The organism is Nocardia sp. NPDC003999 (assembly GCF_053604885.1).
The window spans coordinates 1-16,466 of sequence record NZ_JBSGIB010000006.1; the positions used below are offsets into that span (position 1 = coordinate 1).

Here is a 16,466-nt window from a genome sequence, read left to right on the forward strand (position 1 = left end):
TTGATCGTGGGTGATGCTTATGCGGAGTCGGGTGCGGCTGGGGGTATCGGTGGGTTCTTGACGTATGCGACTGATCTTTTCGATCGGGCGACGGTCGAAGGGTTCGCTGATCGGCTCGCGCGCATCCTCGCCGCCGTGGTCGCCGATCCCACCGTCCCGGTCGGCGATCTCGAACTACTCGCCGACACCGAACGGCACGACGTGCTGGCACGCTGGAACGACACCACCCATCCGGTGGAACCCGCCACATTGGCATCGCTACTGCGCCGGACCGTCGCGGCGACGCCGGGAGCCGTCGCGCTGGTCGCGGACCTATCCTGCGGCGACCGCGTCGAGCTGAGCTACGCCGAGCTGGCCGCCCGGGTGAACCGCCTCGCCCGTTACCTGATCTCGGTGGGCGTCGGCCCCGAAACCCGGGTCGCGCTCGCGTTCCGCCGATCGGTGGATCTGGTCGTGGCGATGTACGCGGTGGCCGAGGCCGGTGGGGCGTATGTACCGGTCGACCCCGACCAAGCCGCGGACCGGACCGACTACATCCTCTCCGTCTCCGCCCCGGTGTGTGTGCTGAGCAACGCGGAGTCGGACTTCGATACCGATGTCGCGCCGGTGGTGCGGCTCGAAGATCTGGAACTGACCGCGGTCGCGAGCGTGCCGCTCACCGACTCCGAGCGGGTCGTGCCCCTACGGCCGGAGAACACGGCCTACGTCATCTTCACGTCGGGTTCGACCGGACGCCCGAAGGGCGTCGCGGTGCCACACGCGGCGGTCGTGAACCAGTTGCTGTGGAAGACGGCCGAGTTCGAGCTGACGCAGGACGACTCGGTGCTGCTGAAGACGGCGGCCACGTTCGACTTGTCGGTGTGGGAGTTCTGGTCGGCCGCTGTCCGCGGTGGCCGTCTGGTGATCGCCGCGCCGGATGGTCATCGGGACCCCGCGTATCTGCACGACCTGATGGTGCGGGAATCGGTCACCACCCTGCACGTGGTGCCGTCGATGCTGGCGGCGCTGTCGGCACACCGGCCTGCGGCGGACGACTGGTCGCCACGGCGGGTGCTGGCGATCGGTGAGTCCCTACCCGGTTCGGTGGCGCAGCGGTTCCTACGCGACTGTCCGCGTACGGAATTGTTCAATCTATATGGTCCGACCGAGGCGGCGGTGTCGATCACCAGCCATCGGGTGACGCTCGCTGACGAGATGTCGGTGTCGATCGGCGGGCCGGTGTGGAACAGCCGGGTGTTCGTGCTGGATGGTCGTTTGCGTCCGGTGCCGGTGGGTGTGTCGGGTGAGTTGTATTTGGCTGGTGCGCAGTTGGCGCGCGGCTATTTCGGTCGTGCGGATCTGACGGCGGATCGGTTCGTGGCGAACCCGTTCGAGCCGGGCGCGCGGATGTACCGCACCGGTGATTTGGTTGCGTGGACGAGCACCGGCGAACTGGAATATCGGGGTCGTACGGATTTCCAGGTGAAGATCCGTGGTTTCCGTATCGAGCTGGGTGAGATCGAAGCAGCGTTGCTCGTGCTGCCGGAGGTCGCGCAGACGGCGGTGATCGCGAAGTCGGATCCGAAGACGGGTGACCGGTTGGTGGCCTACCTGGTGGCTGCCGATGCCGAGGCCGGTGTGGATGTGGCGCGGGTGAAGTCCGAACTCACCGCTGGGTTGCCGTCGTACATGGTGCCGTCGGCGTTCGTGGTGTTGGATGCGTTGCCGTTGAACGTCAACGGCAAGCTCGACCGCAAGGCGCTGCCGGAACCCGAGTTCGAGATTCAAGCCTTCCGTGCGCCGTCGACTCCGATCGAGGAGATCGTGGCGTCGGTGTTCGCCGAGGTGCTCGGGGTGGAGCGGGTCGGCGCGGATGACGACTTCTTCGCGCTTGGTGGTAATTCGCTGTTGGCGACGCAGGTCGCGGCGCGGATCGGCGCGGCGCTGGATGCGCGTGTGCCGGTCCGCGCGATCTTCGAGGCAGCGACCGTCGCCGCACTCTCGATCAAGGTCGAGCGGGGCTCCGGTGAACGCAAACGTATCCCGCTCCTCGCGGGTCCGCGTCCGGACCGCATCCCGCTGTCGTTCGCGCAGCAGCGCATGTGGTTCCTCAACCAGTTCGACACCTCGGCCTCGGTCTACAACATCTCGGCCGCTATCCGCTTGTCCGGCGACCTGGACGTGGCCGCGTTGCGGCTTGCCGTCGCCGACCTCGTCGCCCGTCACGAGATCCTGCGCACGATCTACCCGCAGACGCCGGACGGCCCGGTACAGCGGGTCCTCGCTCCGCACGAGGTTGCGGTGGATCTGGCTCCCGTGCAGATCGGCGACGAGCACGTCGCGGGCGAGATTCAGCGGGTCGTCGCCGCGGGCTTCGACGTGACGGTCGAGGCGCCGTTGCGCGCGAAGCTGTTCCAGCTCGCGGGCACCGAATACGTGCTGGTCTTCGTCGCCCACCACATCAGCGCCGACGGCTGGTCGATGCGCCCGCTGACCAGGGACCTGATGCTGGCCTACGTGGCGCGCACCGGCGGCCAGGAGCCGTCCTGGGCCCCGCTGCCCATCCAGTACGCCGACTACGCGCTCTGGCAGCGCGACGCGCTCGGCCCCGACGACGACCCCGAGTCGCCGGCGGGCGAGCAATTGGATTACTGGACCACCGAACTCGCCGACCTGCCCGACGAGCTGAACCTGCCCGCGGACCGGCCGCGCCCGCCCGCCCAGTCCTTCGCGGGCGGCAGAGCCGATTTCGTCATCGAGGCCGACGTGCACGCCGCGCTTGCCGATCTCGCGCGGCGGCACAACGCCACGCTGTTCATGGTGGTACACGCCGCGTTCGCGGTGTTATCGGCTCGTCTGTCCGGTACCGAGGACATCGCCATCGGCACGCCCGTCGCGGGCCGCGGCGAAGCCGAACTGGACGACCTGATCGGCATGTTCGTCAACACGCTGGTGCTGCGCAGCCGGGTCACGCCCGGTCTCGGCTTCACCGAACTGCTGGCCCGCACGCGGGAAACGGACCTGCGCGCCTTCGCCAACGCCGACATCCCGTTCGAGCGGCTGGTCGAAGTGCTCGCCCCCGAACGGTCGGCCGGTCGCCATCCGCTGTTCCAGGTGGCGCTGTCGTTCGAGAACCTGTCCGCGACCGGCTTCGAGCTACCCGGCTTGAGCCTCACCGCGCTCGACCCGGCCGCCGACACCGCCAAGTTCGACCTGCTGCTGACCGTGCGCGAGCAGCGCGCCGAATCCGGTGCGGAAGCCGGCCTGGCCGCCGAATTCACCTACGCTCGTGACCTGTTCGACGAAGCGACCGTGGTCGAGTTCGGCCGCAGGTTCCGTCGCATCCTGTCCGCGGTCGCCCAGCGCCCGGAGACCGCCGTCGGCGATCTGGAGATCTTGGACGACTCCGAGCGCGCGGAGCTGATCGCCCGTACCGGCGCACCCGCCGTGCCGCCGCGCACGCTGCCGGAACTGATGGCCGCGGCCGTCGCCGGGAATCCGGCCGGAATCGCCGTGATCGCGGACGACCGCACCTTCAGTTACGCAGAACTCGACGCGGCTTCGGCGCAATTGGCGCGGGCGCTGATCGACCGCGGCGCGGGACCGGAAGTGCCGGTCGCCATCGCGATCCGTCGTTCGGTGGAATCCGTGCTGGCACTGTGGGCGGTGACCAAGACCGGGGCGGCGTTCGTTCCGATCGACCCGACCTATCCGGCCGACCGCGTCGCGCGCATGGTCGCGGACTCCGGCGTAGCACTCGGCGTGACGCTCACCGCCGAACTGGACAACCTGCCCCTGCCCGGCGGCTGGCTCGCCTTGGACGATCAGGACTTCACCCTCGACGTCGCAGTGCGCTCGGATGAGCCATTGCGGCCAGACGAGCTGCGCGGACCGCTGCGCGCGAGCAACGCCGCGTATGTGATCTACACATCCGGCTCCACCGGCGTGCCGAAGGGCGTCGTGGTGACCCACGAAGGCCTGGCGAATTTCAGCGCCGAACAGGTGGAGCGCTATCGGCTCGACAGTTCCACCCGTGCCCTGGCGTTCGCGTCGCCTTCGTTCGACGCGTCGGTGCTGGAACTGCTGCTCGCGCTGGGTTCCGCGGGCGTGCTCGTGGTTGCGCCGCCGTCGACCTTCGGTGGCGCGGAACTGGCCGAGCTGATCCGCGCCGGAGGCGTCACGCACGCCTTCCTCACGCCGTCGGTGCTCGCCTCGCTGGATCCGGACGCGTTGCCGGGGGTGCGGGCCGTCGTGGCGGGCGGCGAAGCGGTGCCCGCCGATCTGGCGGCCAAGTGGACGACCATGTCCGAACGCGATTTCCACAATGGTTACGGGCCGACCGAAACCACCATCATGACCAACATCAGCGACCCGCTCCGGCCCGGCGAACCGGTCACGATCGGCGGACCGATCCGCGGGATGCGGTCGTTGGTGCTCGACAGCAGGCTGCGCCCGGTGCCCGAGGGCGTCACGGGCGAGTTGTATCTGGGCGGCATCCAGCTCGCCCGCGGCTATCACGCGCGCTCGGCACTGACCGCCGCTCGCTTCGTGGCGGACCCGTACGGCGTGCCCGGCGAGCGTCTCTACCGCACCGGCGATCTGGTGCGCTGGCGCCGCGGCGGCGGTGCGCCGGTCCTGGAGTACCTGGGCCGCAACGACTTCCAGGTCAAGGTGCGCGGCTTCCGCATCGAACTCGGCGAGATCGACGCCGCGCTCACAGCCCAGCCCGAAGTCGACTTCGCCGTGACACTCGGTCGCGAAACCGGTTCGAGCGCCACCATGCTGGTCTCGTACGTGCTACCCGCCGAGGGGGCGACGGCCGACCCGTCCGTGCTGACCGAACGGATCGGACGCAGACTGCCGGAGTACATGGTTCCGGCGGCGATCGTCGTGCTCGACGCGATTCCGCTGACCCCAGCGGGCAAACTGGACCGCAAGGCGCTGCCCGCGCCCGAGCCGGCCCCCCGCGCCTACCGCGCGCCGCGAACCCCCGCCGAACTGGTGATCGCCGAGGTGATCGGCGAGGTGCTCGGTCTCGAACGGGTCGGGATCGATGACGACTTCTTCGCCCTCGGCGGCGACAGCATCGTGTCCATCCAAGTGGTCTCCCGCTCGCGCGCACGAGGTGTGACCTTCACGCCGCGGGACGTCTTCGAATGCCGGACCGTCGCCGCGCTGGCCCGCGCCGCCGCGGTGGAGGGCGGCGACGGCGGTGACGAGGCGGGCGAACTACCGCTGACGCCGGACGCCGCGCGGATGCTGGACGAAGGCATCGAAGTGCGGGCCATCGCGCTCGACATCCCCGAGGCCTGCTCCGTGGAGACGGTGCACGGCGCGGTCGCCGCCGTGCTCGAGCGGCATCCGATGTTGTGGGTACAACTGCGCTACGGCGAGGACGGCACGCCGGTGCTGCGCATTCCCGCCGCCGCCGAACGCACCGGCGAGGCGTTCCGCAGGCTGGACCCGCAGCGCGGCGAGACTTCGCTGCCCATCGACGACGTTGTGCAGGCGGTCGCCGCCGCCCTCGACCCCGAACAGGGTCGCAACATCTACTTCGTGCTCACCGGCGGACCCGACGCTCGCTCCACGCTGATCGTCGTGGCCAGCAGCCTCGTCATCGACGACGTTTCCTGGCGGGCGGTCGTCGACCAGCTCACCGCCCGGTGGGAGCGGGCGCGCCACGCCGCGCCCGCGAGCGCCGAAGCCGACCTCGGCGTGCTCATCCGCGCCCTCTCGGCCAAGGCGCACGATCCGGTCACCGTCGCCGAAATGGATTGGTGGCGACCAGCGCTCGGCTCCGTCCCGGAGGGCGCGGGAACCGAGGGACGGGATCTGCACGCACGCAGCCGGGTATCGCTCACCATCACCGCGGAGGGTGCGGCGGCCGTCGCCGCGGCCGCCGAGGCCTACCACGCCGGGGTGGAGGACATCCTGCTCACCGCGCTGGCGCTGGCACTGCAGACCTCCGCGGGAGAGACCGTCACACGCGCCATCGGTTCGGTCGTCCGGCTGTCCGCCGACGGTCGCGCGGCCACCGACGCCGATGGGGCGAGCACGGTGGGCGGCTTCGTCACCGAATATCCGCTGCCGTTGCGATTGAGCCGGATCGACATCGATGAGGCCCTGATCGGCGGACCGGCGGCGGGCATCGCGATCGCGCAGATCAAGGAGTTGCGCCGGTCGGTGCCCTCGCGCGGTGTCGGCTACGGCCTGTTGCGCCATCTCAATGCCGAGACCGCCGCCGAGCTGCGTGGCCTCGGGCGTGGCCGGTTCGCGCTGCGCTATCGGGATCTGCGTCCGGCGCGCGTGCACACCGACATCCCGTCGGACGACCTGCTGCTCGTACTGACCGTCGACGCCACCGACGACGGCCTGCTCGCCCGGTTCGATTTCGCCGCCGCCGCGTTCCGCGGTGAGGACGCGAAAACCTTCGCCGAGCACTGGATCCGCGCGCTCGGCGGCCTCGCCGAGCACGGACTGCGCCCGGACGCGGGCGGCTACACCCCCTCCGATTTCCCGCTGGTGCGGCTCAAACAGCCCGACATCGACCGCTTCGCCCGCGCCTACCCCGACCTGTCCGACGCCTGGCCGCTCACGCCGCTGCAATCGGGCATGTTGTTCCACGCCCTGCTCGCGGAGCGCTCGGTGGACGTCTACACCACCCAGTTCGTGCTCGATCTCAGCGGCGCGGTGGACGCCCGCCGGATGCGCGCGGCCGCGCAAGCGGTGCTGGACCGGCACGACAACCTGCGCGTCGCCTTCGCCGACGACAGCGAGGGCAAGCCCGTACAGATCGTGCAGGATTCGCTGGAGGTGCCGTGGCGGCTGATCGATCTGGGTCAGCTGGAACCCGACGCGGCCCGAGCCGAACTGGAGCGGATCAAGGCGGCGGATCTGGCCGACCACTTCGACATGCGGACCGCGCCGCTGTTGCGGTTCGCGCTGATCCGCTCCGCCGCGGCCCGCTACCACCTGCTGGTGACCAGTCACCACATCCTCGTCGACGGCTGGTCCATGCCGCTGTTGATGAAGGATCTGCTCACCCTGTACGCGTTCGGCGGCAAATCCCGGCACCTGCCCTCGGTGCCGTCCTACCGCGACTATCTGGCCTGGCTGGTCGCTCAGGACGCGGAAGCGGCCCGTTCCGCGTGGCGCGCCGCGCTGGCCGGTGTCACCGAGCCGACGCCGCTGGCGCCGGTCGATCCCGGCCGCGAGATCGCCTCGGGCGTGGGCGAAGTCGGGTTCGCGTTGTCCCCAGCCGACACCACCGCGCTGACCCGGCTCGCGTCGGGGCTGGGCGTCACGGTGAACACCGTGGTGCAGGCTGCCTGGGGGCTGTTGATCGGTCGCACCGCCGACCGTGACGACGTTGTCTTCGGCGCCACCGTGTCCGGCAGGCCGCCCCAGCTGGACGGTGTCGAGGCGATGGTCGGCCTGTTCCTCAACGCGATCCCGGTGCGGGTGCGGCTCGACCCGACCGGCACGCTGGGCGGGCTGCTGCGGCAGCTACAGGCCGAGCAGGCCGCCCTGCTGGACTATCACTACCTGGGGCTGAGCGACATTCAGGAAGCCGTCGGCGTGGAGGGGCTGTTCGACTCGCTCGTCGTGTTCGAGTCGTTCCCGGTGGACCGGGAGGGCCTGGACCGGGCCGGCGCCATCGACGGTATGAGCGTCACCGGCGTCGGCGCGGTCAACGGCACCCATTACCCGTTCACGGTCATGGTGGTGCTGGACAACCAATTGCGCGTCTCGGTGAAGTACCTGCGCGACGTCATCGACGAACCGGCGGCGCTCGCGCTCGCACAGCGGCTCTCGGCGCTGATCGGCCGCTTCGTGACCACTCCTCAGGCGCGCGTCGGCGATATCGACGTGCTGCTGGACGCCGAGCGCGCCGAGCTGGCCGCGCACAACGCCACCGACGTGCCGGAACTGCTCGACGGCGCGACGTTGACCTCCCTGTTCGACGCGCAGGTGGCGCGCACGCCGGACGCGCCGGCGGTCCGCTTCGGCGATACCACGCTCACCTACGCCGAACTCGACTCGCGCGCCCGGTCCTTGGCCGTCGAGCTGATGCGTTGGGGCGTCGGCCCGGAGACGCTGGTCGCCGTGGCCATGCGGCGCGGCATCGATCTGGTCGTCGCGATCTACGCGGTGCTGCGCGCCGGTGGCGGTTACGTCCCGATCGACCCGGACCACCCGGCCGAACGCAGCGAGTACGTCCTCGGCAGCGCCGCCCCGGTCTGCGCTCTGACCACCACCGCGGACGCGTTCGACACCGCGACCGGCGTGCCGGTGGTCGCCGTGGACACGCTGTATCTGCCTCCGTACGAAGGTCCTTGGCCGCAGGAGGAGGTGCGTCCGGACACCGTTGCCTACGTCATCTACACCTCCGGCTCCACCGGCCACCCCAAAGGCGTGATGATCACGCACCGGCAGATGGTGAATCAGTTCCGCTGGGCGCAGTCGGCCTACCCGCACGGCGGCGACGACGTGGTGCTGCACAAGACGCCGATCACGTTCGACATCTCCGCCTGGGAGTTGTTCTGGCCGTTGCAGACCGGGGCGTCGATCGTGATCGCCGCGCCCGACGGGCATCGCGACCCGGCCTATCTGGCCCGCGTCATCGTCGACAACGCGGTGACCACGGCGCATTTCGTGCCATCGATGCTGGACGCGTTCTCGGATCCGGTGGCAGGCCCGATCGTGGCGTACCCCTCGCTGCGCCGGGTGTTCGCCGCGGGCGAGGCGTTGTCCGGGGCCATCGCGAAAAAGTTCGCCGCGGCCGTGCCGGGCGCCGAGCTGATCAACTGGTACGGCCCCGCCGAGGCCACCGTGGTCACCGGCCATCCCGTGCGCGACACCGCCGCGGCGGCGGTTCCGATCGGCATCCCGGCGGCCAATACCCGCGTGCACGTGCTCGACCGGCAGTTGCAGCCGGTGCCGCCGGGCGCGGCGGGCGAGTTGTACGTCGCGGGTGCGCAATTGTCGCGCGGCTATCTCGGGGCCCCGGCCCTGACGGCCGAGCGTTTCGTCGCCCATGCGGGCGGCACCCGGCTCTATCGCACCGGGGACATCGTGCGCTGGCACGACGGCGCGCTGGAATACCTGGGCCGCAGCGACTTCCAGGTCAAACTGCGCGGCCAGCGCGTGGAACTCGGTGAGATCGAGGCCGTGCTGACGAGTCATCCGCAGGTGCGGCACGCCGCGGTCTCGGTGGTGCGTGGCGCCACCGGCGATCGGCTGGTCGCGTACGTCGTCGGCGCGCCGGGGACGACCCTCGACGAAGCCGCGTTGGCGGCGCACGCCCGCGCCGCGCTGCCGTCGTACATGGTGCCCTCGGCTGTCGTCGCGCTCGCCGAGCTTCCGCTCAACGCCAGCGGCAAACTCGACCGCAAGGCGCTGCCAGCGCCGCCGTTGGTGGCGCGTCCGTACCGCGCGCCGGGCACGCCGCTGGAGCGGACCGTGCTCGAGGTGTTCGACGAGGTCCTCGAACCCGGCCCGGCGCATCGGGTCGGGATGGACGACGACTTCTTCGGCCTCGGCGGTACCTCACTGGTCGCCACGCGGGCGGTCAGCAGGCTGCGCACGCTCACCGGCGCCGAGGTGCGGGTGCAGTGGTTCTTCACCGACCCGACCCCGGCGGCGCTGGCGGCCCGGATCATGGCCGCGCTGGCCGACGATCACGACTACGACCAGGACTCGAACGCGGCGCTCGGCGTCCTGCTGCCGATCCGCACCATGGTGCCGCACGACGTGGCCGCCGCCGAGCCGCTGTTCTGCCTGCATCCGATGTACGGCTTGTCCTGGTGCTACGCGGGCCTCGCGCGCTACGTGCCCGCAGGCACGCCGATCTTCGGCCTGCAGTCCCCCGCGCTCACCGAAGAGGGCTACCTGCCGGAGTCGCTGTTCGAGATGGCGCACCGCTACGTGGCCGAGATCCGCGCGGTGCAGCCGCACGGGCCCTACCGGCTGCTCGGCTGGTCGCTCGGTGGTGTGCTGGCGCACGCGGTGGCGACCGAACTCCAGGCCGCGGGCGAAGAGATCGGCCTGCTGACCATGCTCGACAGTCACCCCGACATCGACGTCACGGATTTCCGGGCGGCGATCCGCGAGGCGCTGGCCGAACTCGGCATCGGCGCGGACGCCCTGCTGCCCGGCGAGGGCGACGTCCACGATCTGAGCGAGGACGCGCTGGCCGCGCTGCACGCCACCATCCCGCCGGACATGGCGGTGCTCACCCCGGACCGGGTGCGCCGGATCTACCGCAGCGCGGTGCGCTCGGCCGAGTTGATCGCCGAGCACCGGCCGAACGTCTTCCGGGGCCGATTGGACTACTTCAGCGCGGCCGGTCACGACACCGCGGCGGCCGGCTGGCAACCTTATGTCGACGGCCGGGTGGACGATCATCCCGTCGGTGTCTCGCACGATCAGATGACATCGCCGGAAGCGCTCGCGCAGATAGGTCCCAGATTGTCCGAGTTGCTCGATCCCCCGGGGTGGGAAGCGACACGGAATATGGGGCGGTCATGATCGAGCCGACACCGTTCCGGCATGATAGGGCAACGGTGCGGTAACGAAGTCCACTGTTGTGACGACTACATAGGCCGTATGGTCGGGCGGGATGCCTGGGCATCCACCCCGGCGTGTGGGGCATGCAGAGCGAATCTCGAGACGAAGCGAAGGTGCGAAATTGATACGTCGACAGAGCCGGCGCGGTGGCCTGCGGGCCGCGGCCGCCATCGCGGCAACCGCGGTGCTCGCGGGGATGATGACCGGTCTCGGCGCGTCCAGCGCGACAGCTGATCCGATCATCGATTCCAAGACTCTGTTGGGCAACCCGGTCGCCCCGGACGGTTCGCGTATCACCAAGGCCGAGTACAAGGACGCGCGCAGCATCCGGCTGTACGTGTACTCGGCGGCGATGGACGAGAAGGTCATCATCGACGTCCAGCGCCCGGCCGACGCCTCCGTGCCGCGTCCGACGCTGTACCTGCTCAACGGCGCGGGCGGCGGCGAGGACGAAGCCTCGTGGCAGGCGAAGACCGACGCGCTGCAGTTCCTGTCGGACAAGAACGTCAACGTGATCCAGCCGATCGGCGGCAAGTGGAGCTACTACACCGACTGGATCAAGGACGACCCGGTACTCGGCCGCAACAAGTGGAAGACCTTCTTCACCGAGGAGCTGCCCCCGCTGGTCGACGGCGCGCTGGGCACCAACGGCGTGAACGCCATCGCGGGCCTGTCCACCTCGGGCACCACGGTGCTCGCGCTGCCGATCGCCAAGCCCGGCCTGTACAGGGCGGCCGCGGCCTACAGCGGTTGCGCGCAGACCAGTGACCCGGTCGGCTCCGAGTTCGTCAAGCTGACCGTCGAGACCTGGGGCGGCGGCAACACCGACAACATGTGGGGTCCGGAAGGCTCGCCGGACTGGGTGGCCAACGACCCGTACGTGAACGCCGAGGGACTGCGCGGGCTCGACCTCTACATCTCCACCGGCAACGGCCTGCCCGGCCAGTACGACACGCTCAACGGTCCGTACGCGCTGCCCGGCGCATACGGTCTGGCCAACCAGATCGTCATCGGCGGCGTGATCGAGGCGGGCACCAACTACTGCACGCACAACCTGAAGAACAAGCTGGACCAGCTGGGCATCCCGGCCACCTACAACTTCCGCGACTCGGGCACCCACTCGTGGGGCTACTGGCGCGACGAGTTCCAGCTGTCGTGGCCCGTGCTCGCGAAGGGGCTCGGTATCTGATCCGAATCGAGCCGGGACCGCCCGGCAAGATTCCTCCGACCGCCTGGTCGCCGCTGTCGCGCGACCAGGCGGTCTTCTTTATGGGGTAACCTTCACAAAAAAGTTCGGGAACCCGTAAAATTCAGTTCGTGGGTATTACGTTGGTCGAGTCGACCAAGTCCGTCACCGGGCGCGCGCGTGCCGCGACCGTTCTGCTGGGGCCCGCGTTCGTCGCGGCCATCGCGTACGTCGATCCCGGCAACGTCGCGTCCAACATCAGCGCGGGCGCGCAGTTCGGCTACCTCCTGGTCTGGGTCATCGTGCTGGCCAACGTGATGGCGGGGCTGGTCCAGTTCCTCTCGGCCAAACTCGGCCTGGTCACCGGGTGGTCGCTGCCGGAGGCGGTGCGCGCGAAGGCGAGCGGTCCCGTCCGGCTGGCCTACTGGGGCCAGGCGGAGACGGTCGCGATCGCCACCGACCTGGCCGAGGTGGTCGGCGGCGCCATCGCGCTCCATCTGCTGTTCGGCCTGCCCCTGCTGGTCGGCGGCGTGATCACCGGCGCGGTGTCGATGGTTCTGCTGCTGGTGCAGGACCGTCGCGGCCAGCAGCCGTTCGAGCGGGTGATCACCGGGATGCTCGCGATCATCGCGATCGGATTCCTGGCGAGCGTGGTCATCGCCCCGCCGTCGGCCGGGGGCACGGTGGGCGGTCTCCTGCCGCGCTTCCAGGGCACCGAGAGCGTGCTGCTCGCCGCCGCCATGATCGGCGCCACGGTCATGCCGCACGCGGTCTACTTGCATTCCGGCCTGGCCCGCGACCGGCACGGGCAACCGGCGCCGGGGCCGCTTCGCGCGAGGCTACTGCGGATCACCAAGGTCGACGTCGGGCTGGCCATGATCTTGGCGGGCACGGTGAACCTGGCCATGCTGCTCATGGCGGCCAACACCCTGCGCGGCCGAAACGTCGAGACCATCGAGGACGCGCACGCGGCCGTCGGCGACGTGCTCGGCCCGGCCGCCGCGCTGCTGCTCGCGATCGGCCTGCTCGCCTCCGGCCTGGCCTCGACGTCGGTCGGCGCCTACGCGGGCGCGATGATCATGCAGGGCCTATTGCACCGGCGAATCCCACTGATCACACGCAGGCTGATCACGTTGATCCCCGCCATCGCGGTCCTGGCGCTGGGGATCGACCCGACCCGCGCGCTCATCATCTCCCAGGTGGTGCTGTCGTTCGGCATCCCGTTCGCGCTGATTCCCTTGGTGCGCTTCACGAGTGACCCCACGCTGATGGGCGCGGACGTCAACCATCGCGTGACCACCGCGCTGGCCTGGACGGTCGCGGCGATCATCTCCGTGCTCAATGCCGCCCTGATCTACCTCACCGTCACCGGGCGGTAGCCCGCCCGGCGCGGCGCGCCGATCAGACCCAGTTCTCGATCCAGTACTTCCAGATCCGTGGTGCGTAGGCGTCCAACGGCGGAACCCTGATGTCGGTGCCCGCCAGAGCCGCGCTGGTGTGCCTGCAGTCGAACCAGCAGGCGAATTCACTGTGCTCCAGCACGTCCAGCGGCACACCGACCCGGGGCAGCAGCCAGTTCGCGCCGGGGACCCGCAACATCATGTCCAACGTGCGCTTGGGCATCACCTCGACCAGATGTGGCGCGCCCGCCTCGTCGGCGAACAGGTTCAGCGCGTCGACCGCGCTTTGCCTGCGCGGATCCACCAGGTGATAGGTGATCTTGTCCGAGCCGGCGCGATGCGCGATGTGATCGAGGGCGCGAGCCACGAAGTCCACCGGGACCATGTTGGTCTCGCCCAGTTTGGGCACCAGGACCGGCAGCAGCCTCGGCAGCTGCGCGCCCATGCGCAGTAGGCGGAAGAAGTAGTACGGGCCGTCGATCCGATCGATCTCGCCGGTCCTGGAATGCCCGATCACGATCGACGGACGATAGATCCGCCAGCGCAGCGACGATTCCCGGACGATCCGCTCGCCCTCGAACTTCGCTCGCTGCATCGGGGTGGCCAGCGCCTGCCCGTGATCGAACATGTCCTCGGTGAACAGGCCCTCGGTGGACCCGGCCACCTCCACGGTCGAGACGTGGTGCAGCAAGCCGACGCCCAGCTCCTCGGCGACGTCGACCAGGTGCCTGGTCCCGCCGCCGCGCTCGGTCAGGTCGTAGCCTCCGGCCAGATGGAAGACGTGCTCGATGGCGCCGCGATGCCGGGCCAGCCAGGTCGGATCGATGCCGAGCCCCGGGGCGCCCAGATCGCCGCGCACCGGACGGACGCGGTCGCCGCCCGCCCATTCCTGCGCGCAGCAGGCGAACCGGTCGGCCGAGGCGTCGCCCGGCCGAACCAGCACGTGAATGTCACCCTCGCGTTTCAGGAGCTCAGGGATGAGAAAACGACCGATGAACCCAGTTGCCCCGGTAACCAGGTAAGTCATAGCCGATGAACATAGTCGCCTGTCGGTAGCTACGTTCCGCCGGGCTGATCAGTCGGCGAAGACGGGCTTGCGCTTGCTGAGCATCGCGGTGGCGCCCTCGATGAAATCGGGGGAGCGCAGCAGCTCGGTCTGCCCCGCCTTCTCGGCGGCCAGGGCCGCGTCCAGCGCCGTCAGCGTGGCCTGGTTCAGCGCGTGCTTGGTGAGTTCCAGCGCGCGGCGCGGACCCGTGGCGATCTTCTGGACCCCGGCCTCGACCGCGGCGTCGAGTTCGTCGTCGGGCACGACGGCGGTGAACAGACCGGCGGCCGCGGCTTCCCGGGCGGGCAGCCGTTCGCCGAGCAGTGCCATCCGCGCCGCCAGCGGGCGGCCCGCCGCCGCGGCCACCAGCGCGGCCGCCCCGCCGTCGGGCATCAAGCCGATGTTGATGAAGGCCAGCAGCAAGTAGGAGTCCTCGCTCGCGTAGACCAGGTCGGCGGCCAGCGCGATGCCGACGCCGACGCCCGCCGCGGCGCCGCGGATGCGCACGATCACCGGGACCGGCGCGTCGACGATGGCCCGCACCAGCCGGTTCGCCGCGTCCATCACCATGTCCGAGGTGATGCCCCGCTGCGCCTCGTCCGCGCTCGCCGAGAGATCGGCGCCGGTGCAGAAATCGCCGCCCTCGCCGGTCAGTACGATCGCCCGCACCGCGCGGTCGTCCGCCGCCGCGCGGAAGGCGTCCCCGAGCGCGACCATGGTGTCGTAGTCGATGGCGTTCTTCCGCTTCGGGTTGGTGATCGTGATCCGGAGCACCTTGCCGTCCTGGACCGCGGTGAACTTCGCGGCGGAGGGGGCGGCCGGGGCCGCGGAATCGTTGTTGCTCACGTTTGCTCCTAAGCTGCAATTCGCCGGACGCCAGGCCGTGAATAGTGGTTAACTTTGCGAATTGTGGTTAACTTAGGTTCCATTGTCGGGCGCTGTCAACCAGCGCCGCCGGAGAACGGAGAGGTGCATGGTCGCGGATCGCAGCGAGGTCGATCTCGCTCCCGCGCGCCCCGAACCGGGCAGGCGGGCGAGCGCTGAGGGCGCGCCGTCGGTGCGCCGCCGTCCGAAGGACCGCAAGGTACAGATCATCCGGGCGGCCGCCCGCGCGTTCAGCGAACGCGGGTACTACCCGGTCGGCGTGGACGAGATCGCCGCCGAGGTCGGCATCTCCGGTCCCGCGCTCTACCGGCATTTCACGAACAAGTACGCGTTGCTGGTCGCCGCCGCGGAGGAGGGCGCGCAACACCTGCTGAACGTCGCCGAGGGGGCCGACGACACTCGGCTGGACCCGGTGCGGCGCGCCGACGCGCTGATCCGCGCGATCAGCGAGCACACCGTCGACATCCGCCGCGAGGCCGGGCTCTACCGCTGGGAGCGGCGCTATCTCGAGCGGGACGACCGCGTCCGGATCAAGAAGATCTACGACGACCTGAACAACACTCTCGCGGCGCCGATCGCGCTGCTGCGACCCGAGGCGCCGCCCGCGGACGTGGCGATGCTGGCCGCGGGCGTGCTCAGCGCGATCGCCAGCATCGCCGCCCACCGCACCGCACTGTCGAGCGCTCGGCTGCTTCCGCTGTTGCGTCAGATGTCCTGGGCCATCCTGCGCACCGAACTGCCTCCCGCGCCCGCCGAACCGGATCCCGGCCCGCCCGTGCGCGGCATCCCGGTGACCTCCAAGCGCGAACAATTGCTCACCGAAGCCATCCGGATTTTCGGCAGGCAGGGGTATCACGAGGCGAGCATCGAGGAGATCGGCGCCGCCGTCGGCATCAACGCCTCCAGCGTGTACCGGTACTTCGCGAGCAAGGCCGACCTGCTCGCCGCGGCGTTCCACCGCACCGGCGACCGGCTGGCCATCGCGATCACCGAGGCGCTGGCCGAAGCCACGAGCCGGGCGGACGCCGCGCGTAACGTGGCCGACCGCTACGCCAAACTGAGTTTCGCCATGCCCGAGATCATGGCGGTGTACTACGCCGAGTTCGGCAACCTGCCGCAGGCCGAGCAGCACAAGCTGCGCGCCATCCAGCGGCAGAACGTGCTGGAATGGGCCAACCTGCTGGACGGCGACCCGGTGGAAGCGCGTTTCCGGGTGCACGCCGCCATCAGTCAGGTGATCGATGTGGGCAGGCTGATCCGATTCGATTCCCGGCCCGCGCAATTGGCCCGCGTCACCGCGCTGATGGACGCGGTGCTGCTCGCCGATAACGCGCAGCCGGACGATGCCCGCCATTAACCCCGTGCATGGCCGCAAGCAGCGAAGGCGGAGGTAGGCAGCGCC

General features: G+C 69.9%; 6 protein-coding genes. 4 read left to right on the plus strand and 2 right to left on the minus strand.

From position 1 onward, the window contains the following. From ACWESM_RS14905 to ACWESM_RS14915, 3 genes are all read left to right on the plus strand, one after another. The coding region (locus ACWESM_RS14905) for an amino acid adenylation domain-containing protein (protein ID WP_452492191.1) at window positions 1–10,509 on the plus strand (10,509 nt) is incomplete at its 5' end. 238 nt (window positions 10,510–10,747) lie between these two features. Further along, a complete protein-coding gene (locus tag ACWESM_RS14910; protein WP_355076310.1) occupies window positions 10,748–11,737 on the plus strand; it encodes an alpha/beta hydrolase in 990 nt (329 codons plus the stop codon). 134 nt (window positions 11,738–11,871) lie between these two features. Continuing rightward, a complete protein-coding gene (locus tag ACWESM_RS14915) occupies window positions 11,872–13,113 on the plus strand; it encodes an Nramp family divalent metal transporter (RefSeq protein ID WP_355076312.1) in 1,242 nt (413 codons plus the stop codon). A gap of 22 nt (window positions 13,114–13,135) precedes the next feature. On the opposite strand, the gene ACWESM_RS14920 is transcribed toward ACWESM_RS14915, so the two are convergent. Then, window positions 13,136–14,161 (minus strand): SDR family oxidoreductase, encoded by a 1,026-nt coding sequence (locus ACWESM_RS14920; protein ID WP_356964880.1) that lies wholly within the window; start codon window positions 14,159–14,161, stop codon window positions 13,136–13,138. A 48-nt stretch (window positions 14,162–14,209) separates the two neighbouring features. After that, window positions 14,210–15,025 carry an enoyl-CoA hydratase-related protein gene (locus tag ACWESM_RS14925; protein ID WP_364439209.1) on the minus strand — a complete coding sequence of 272 codons (816 nt, stop codon included), beginning with the start codon at window positions 15,023–15,025 and terminating at the stop codon, window positions 14,210–14,212. Between the two features lie 127 nt (window positions 15,026–15,152). On the opposite strand from ACWESM_RS14925, the gene ACWESM_RS14930 reads away from it, so the two are divergent. Beyond that, the gene (locus tag ACWESM_RS14930) at window positions 15,153–16,421 is read left to right on the plus strand and encodes a TetR/AcrR family transcriptional regulator (protein ID WP_355076008.1); all 1,269 of its coding nucleotides are present in this window, start codon (window positions 15,153–15,155) and stop codon (window positions 16,419–16,421) included. The last annotated feature ends 45 nt before the right edge of the window (window positions 16,422–16,466 follow it).

Excerpts from the sequence above, each read along its gene's own strand:
- ACWESM_RS14920 (WP_356964880.1), bottom strand. The coding sequence starts at position 14,161 with ATGACTTACCTGGTTACCGGGGCAACTGGGTTCATCGGTCGTTTTCTC.
- ACWESM_RS14910 (WP_355076310.1), top strand. The coding sequence starts at position 10,748 with ATGACCGGTCTCGGCGCGTCCAGCGCGACAGCTGATCCGATCATCGAT.
- ACWESM_RS14930 (WP_355076008.1), top strand. The coding sequence starts at position 15,153 with ATGGTCGCGGATCGCAGCGAGGTCGATCTCGCTCCCGCGCGCCCCGAA.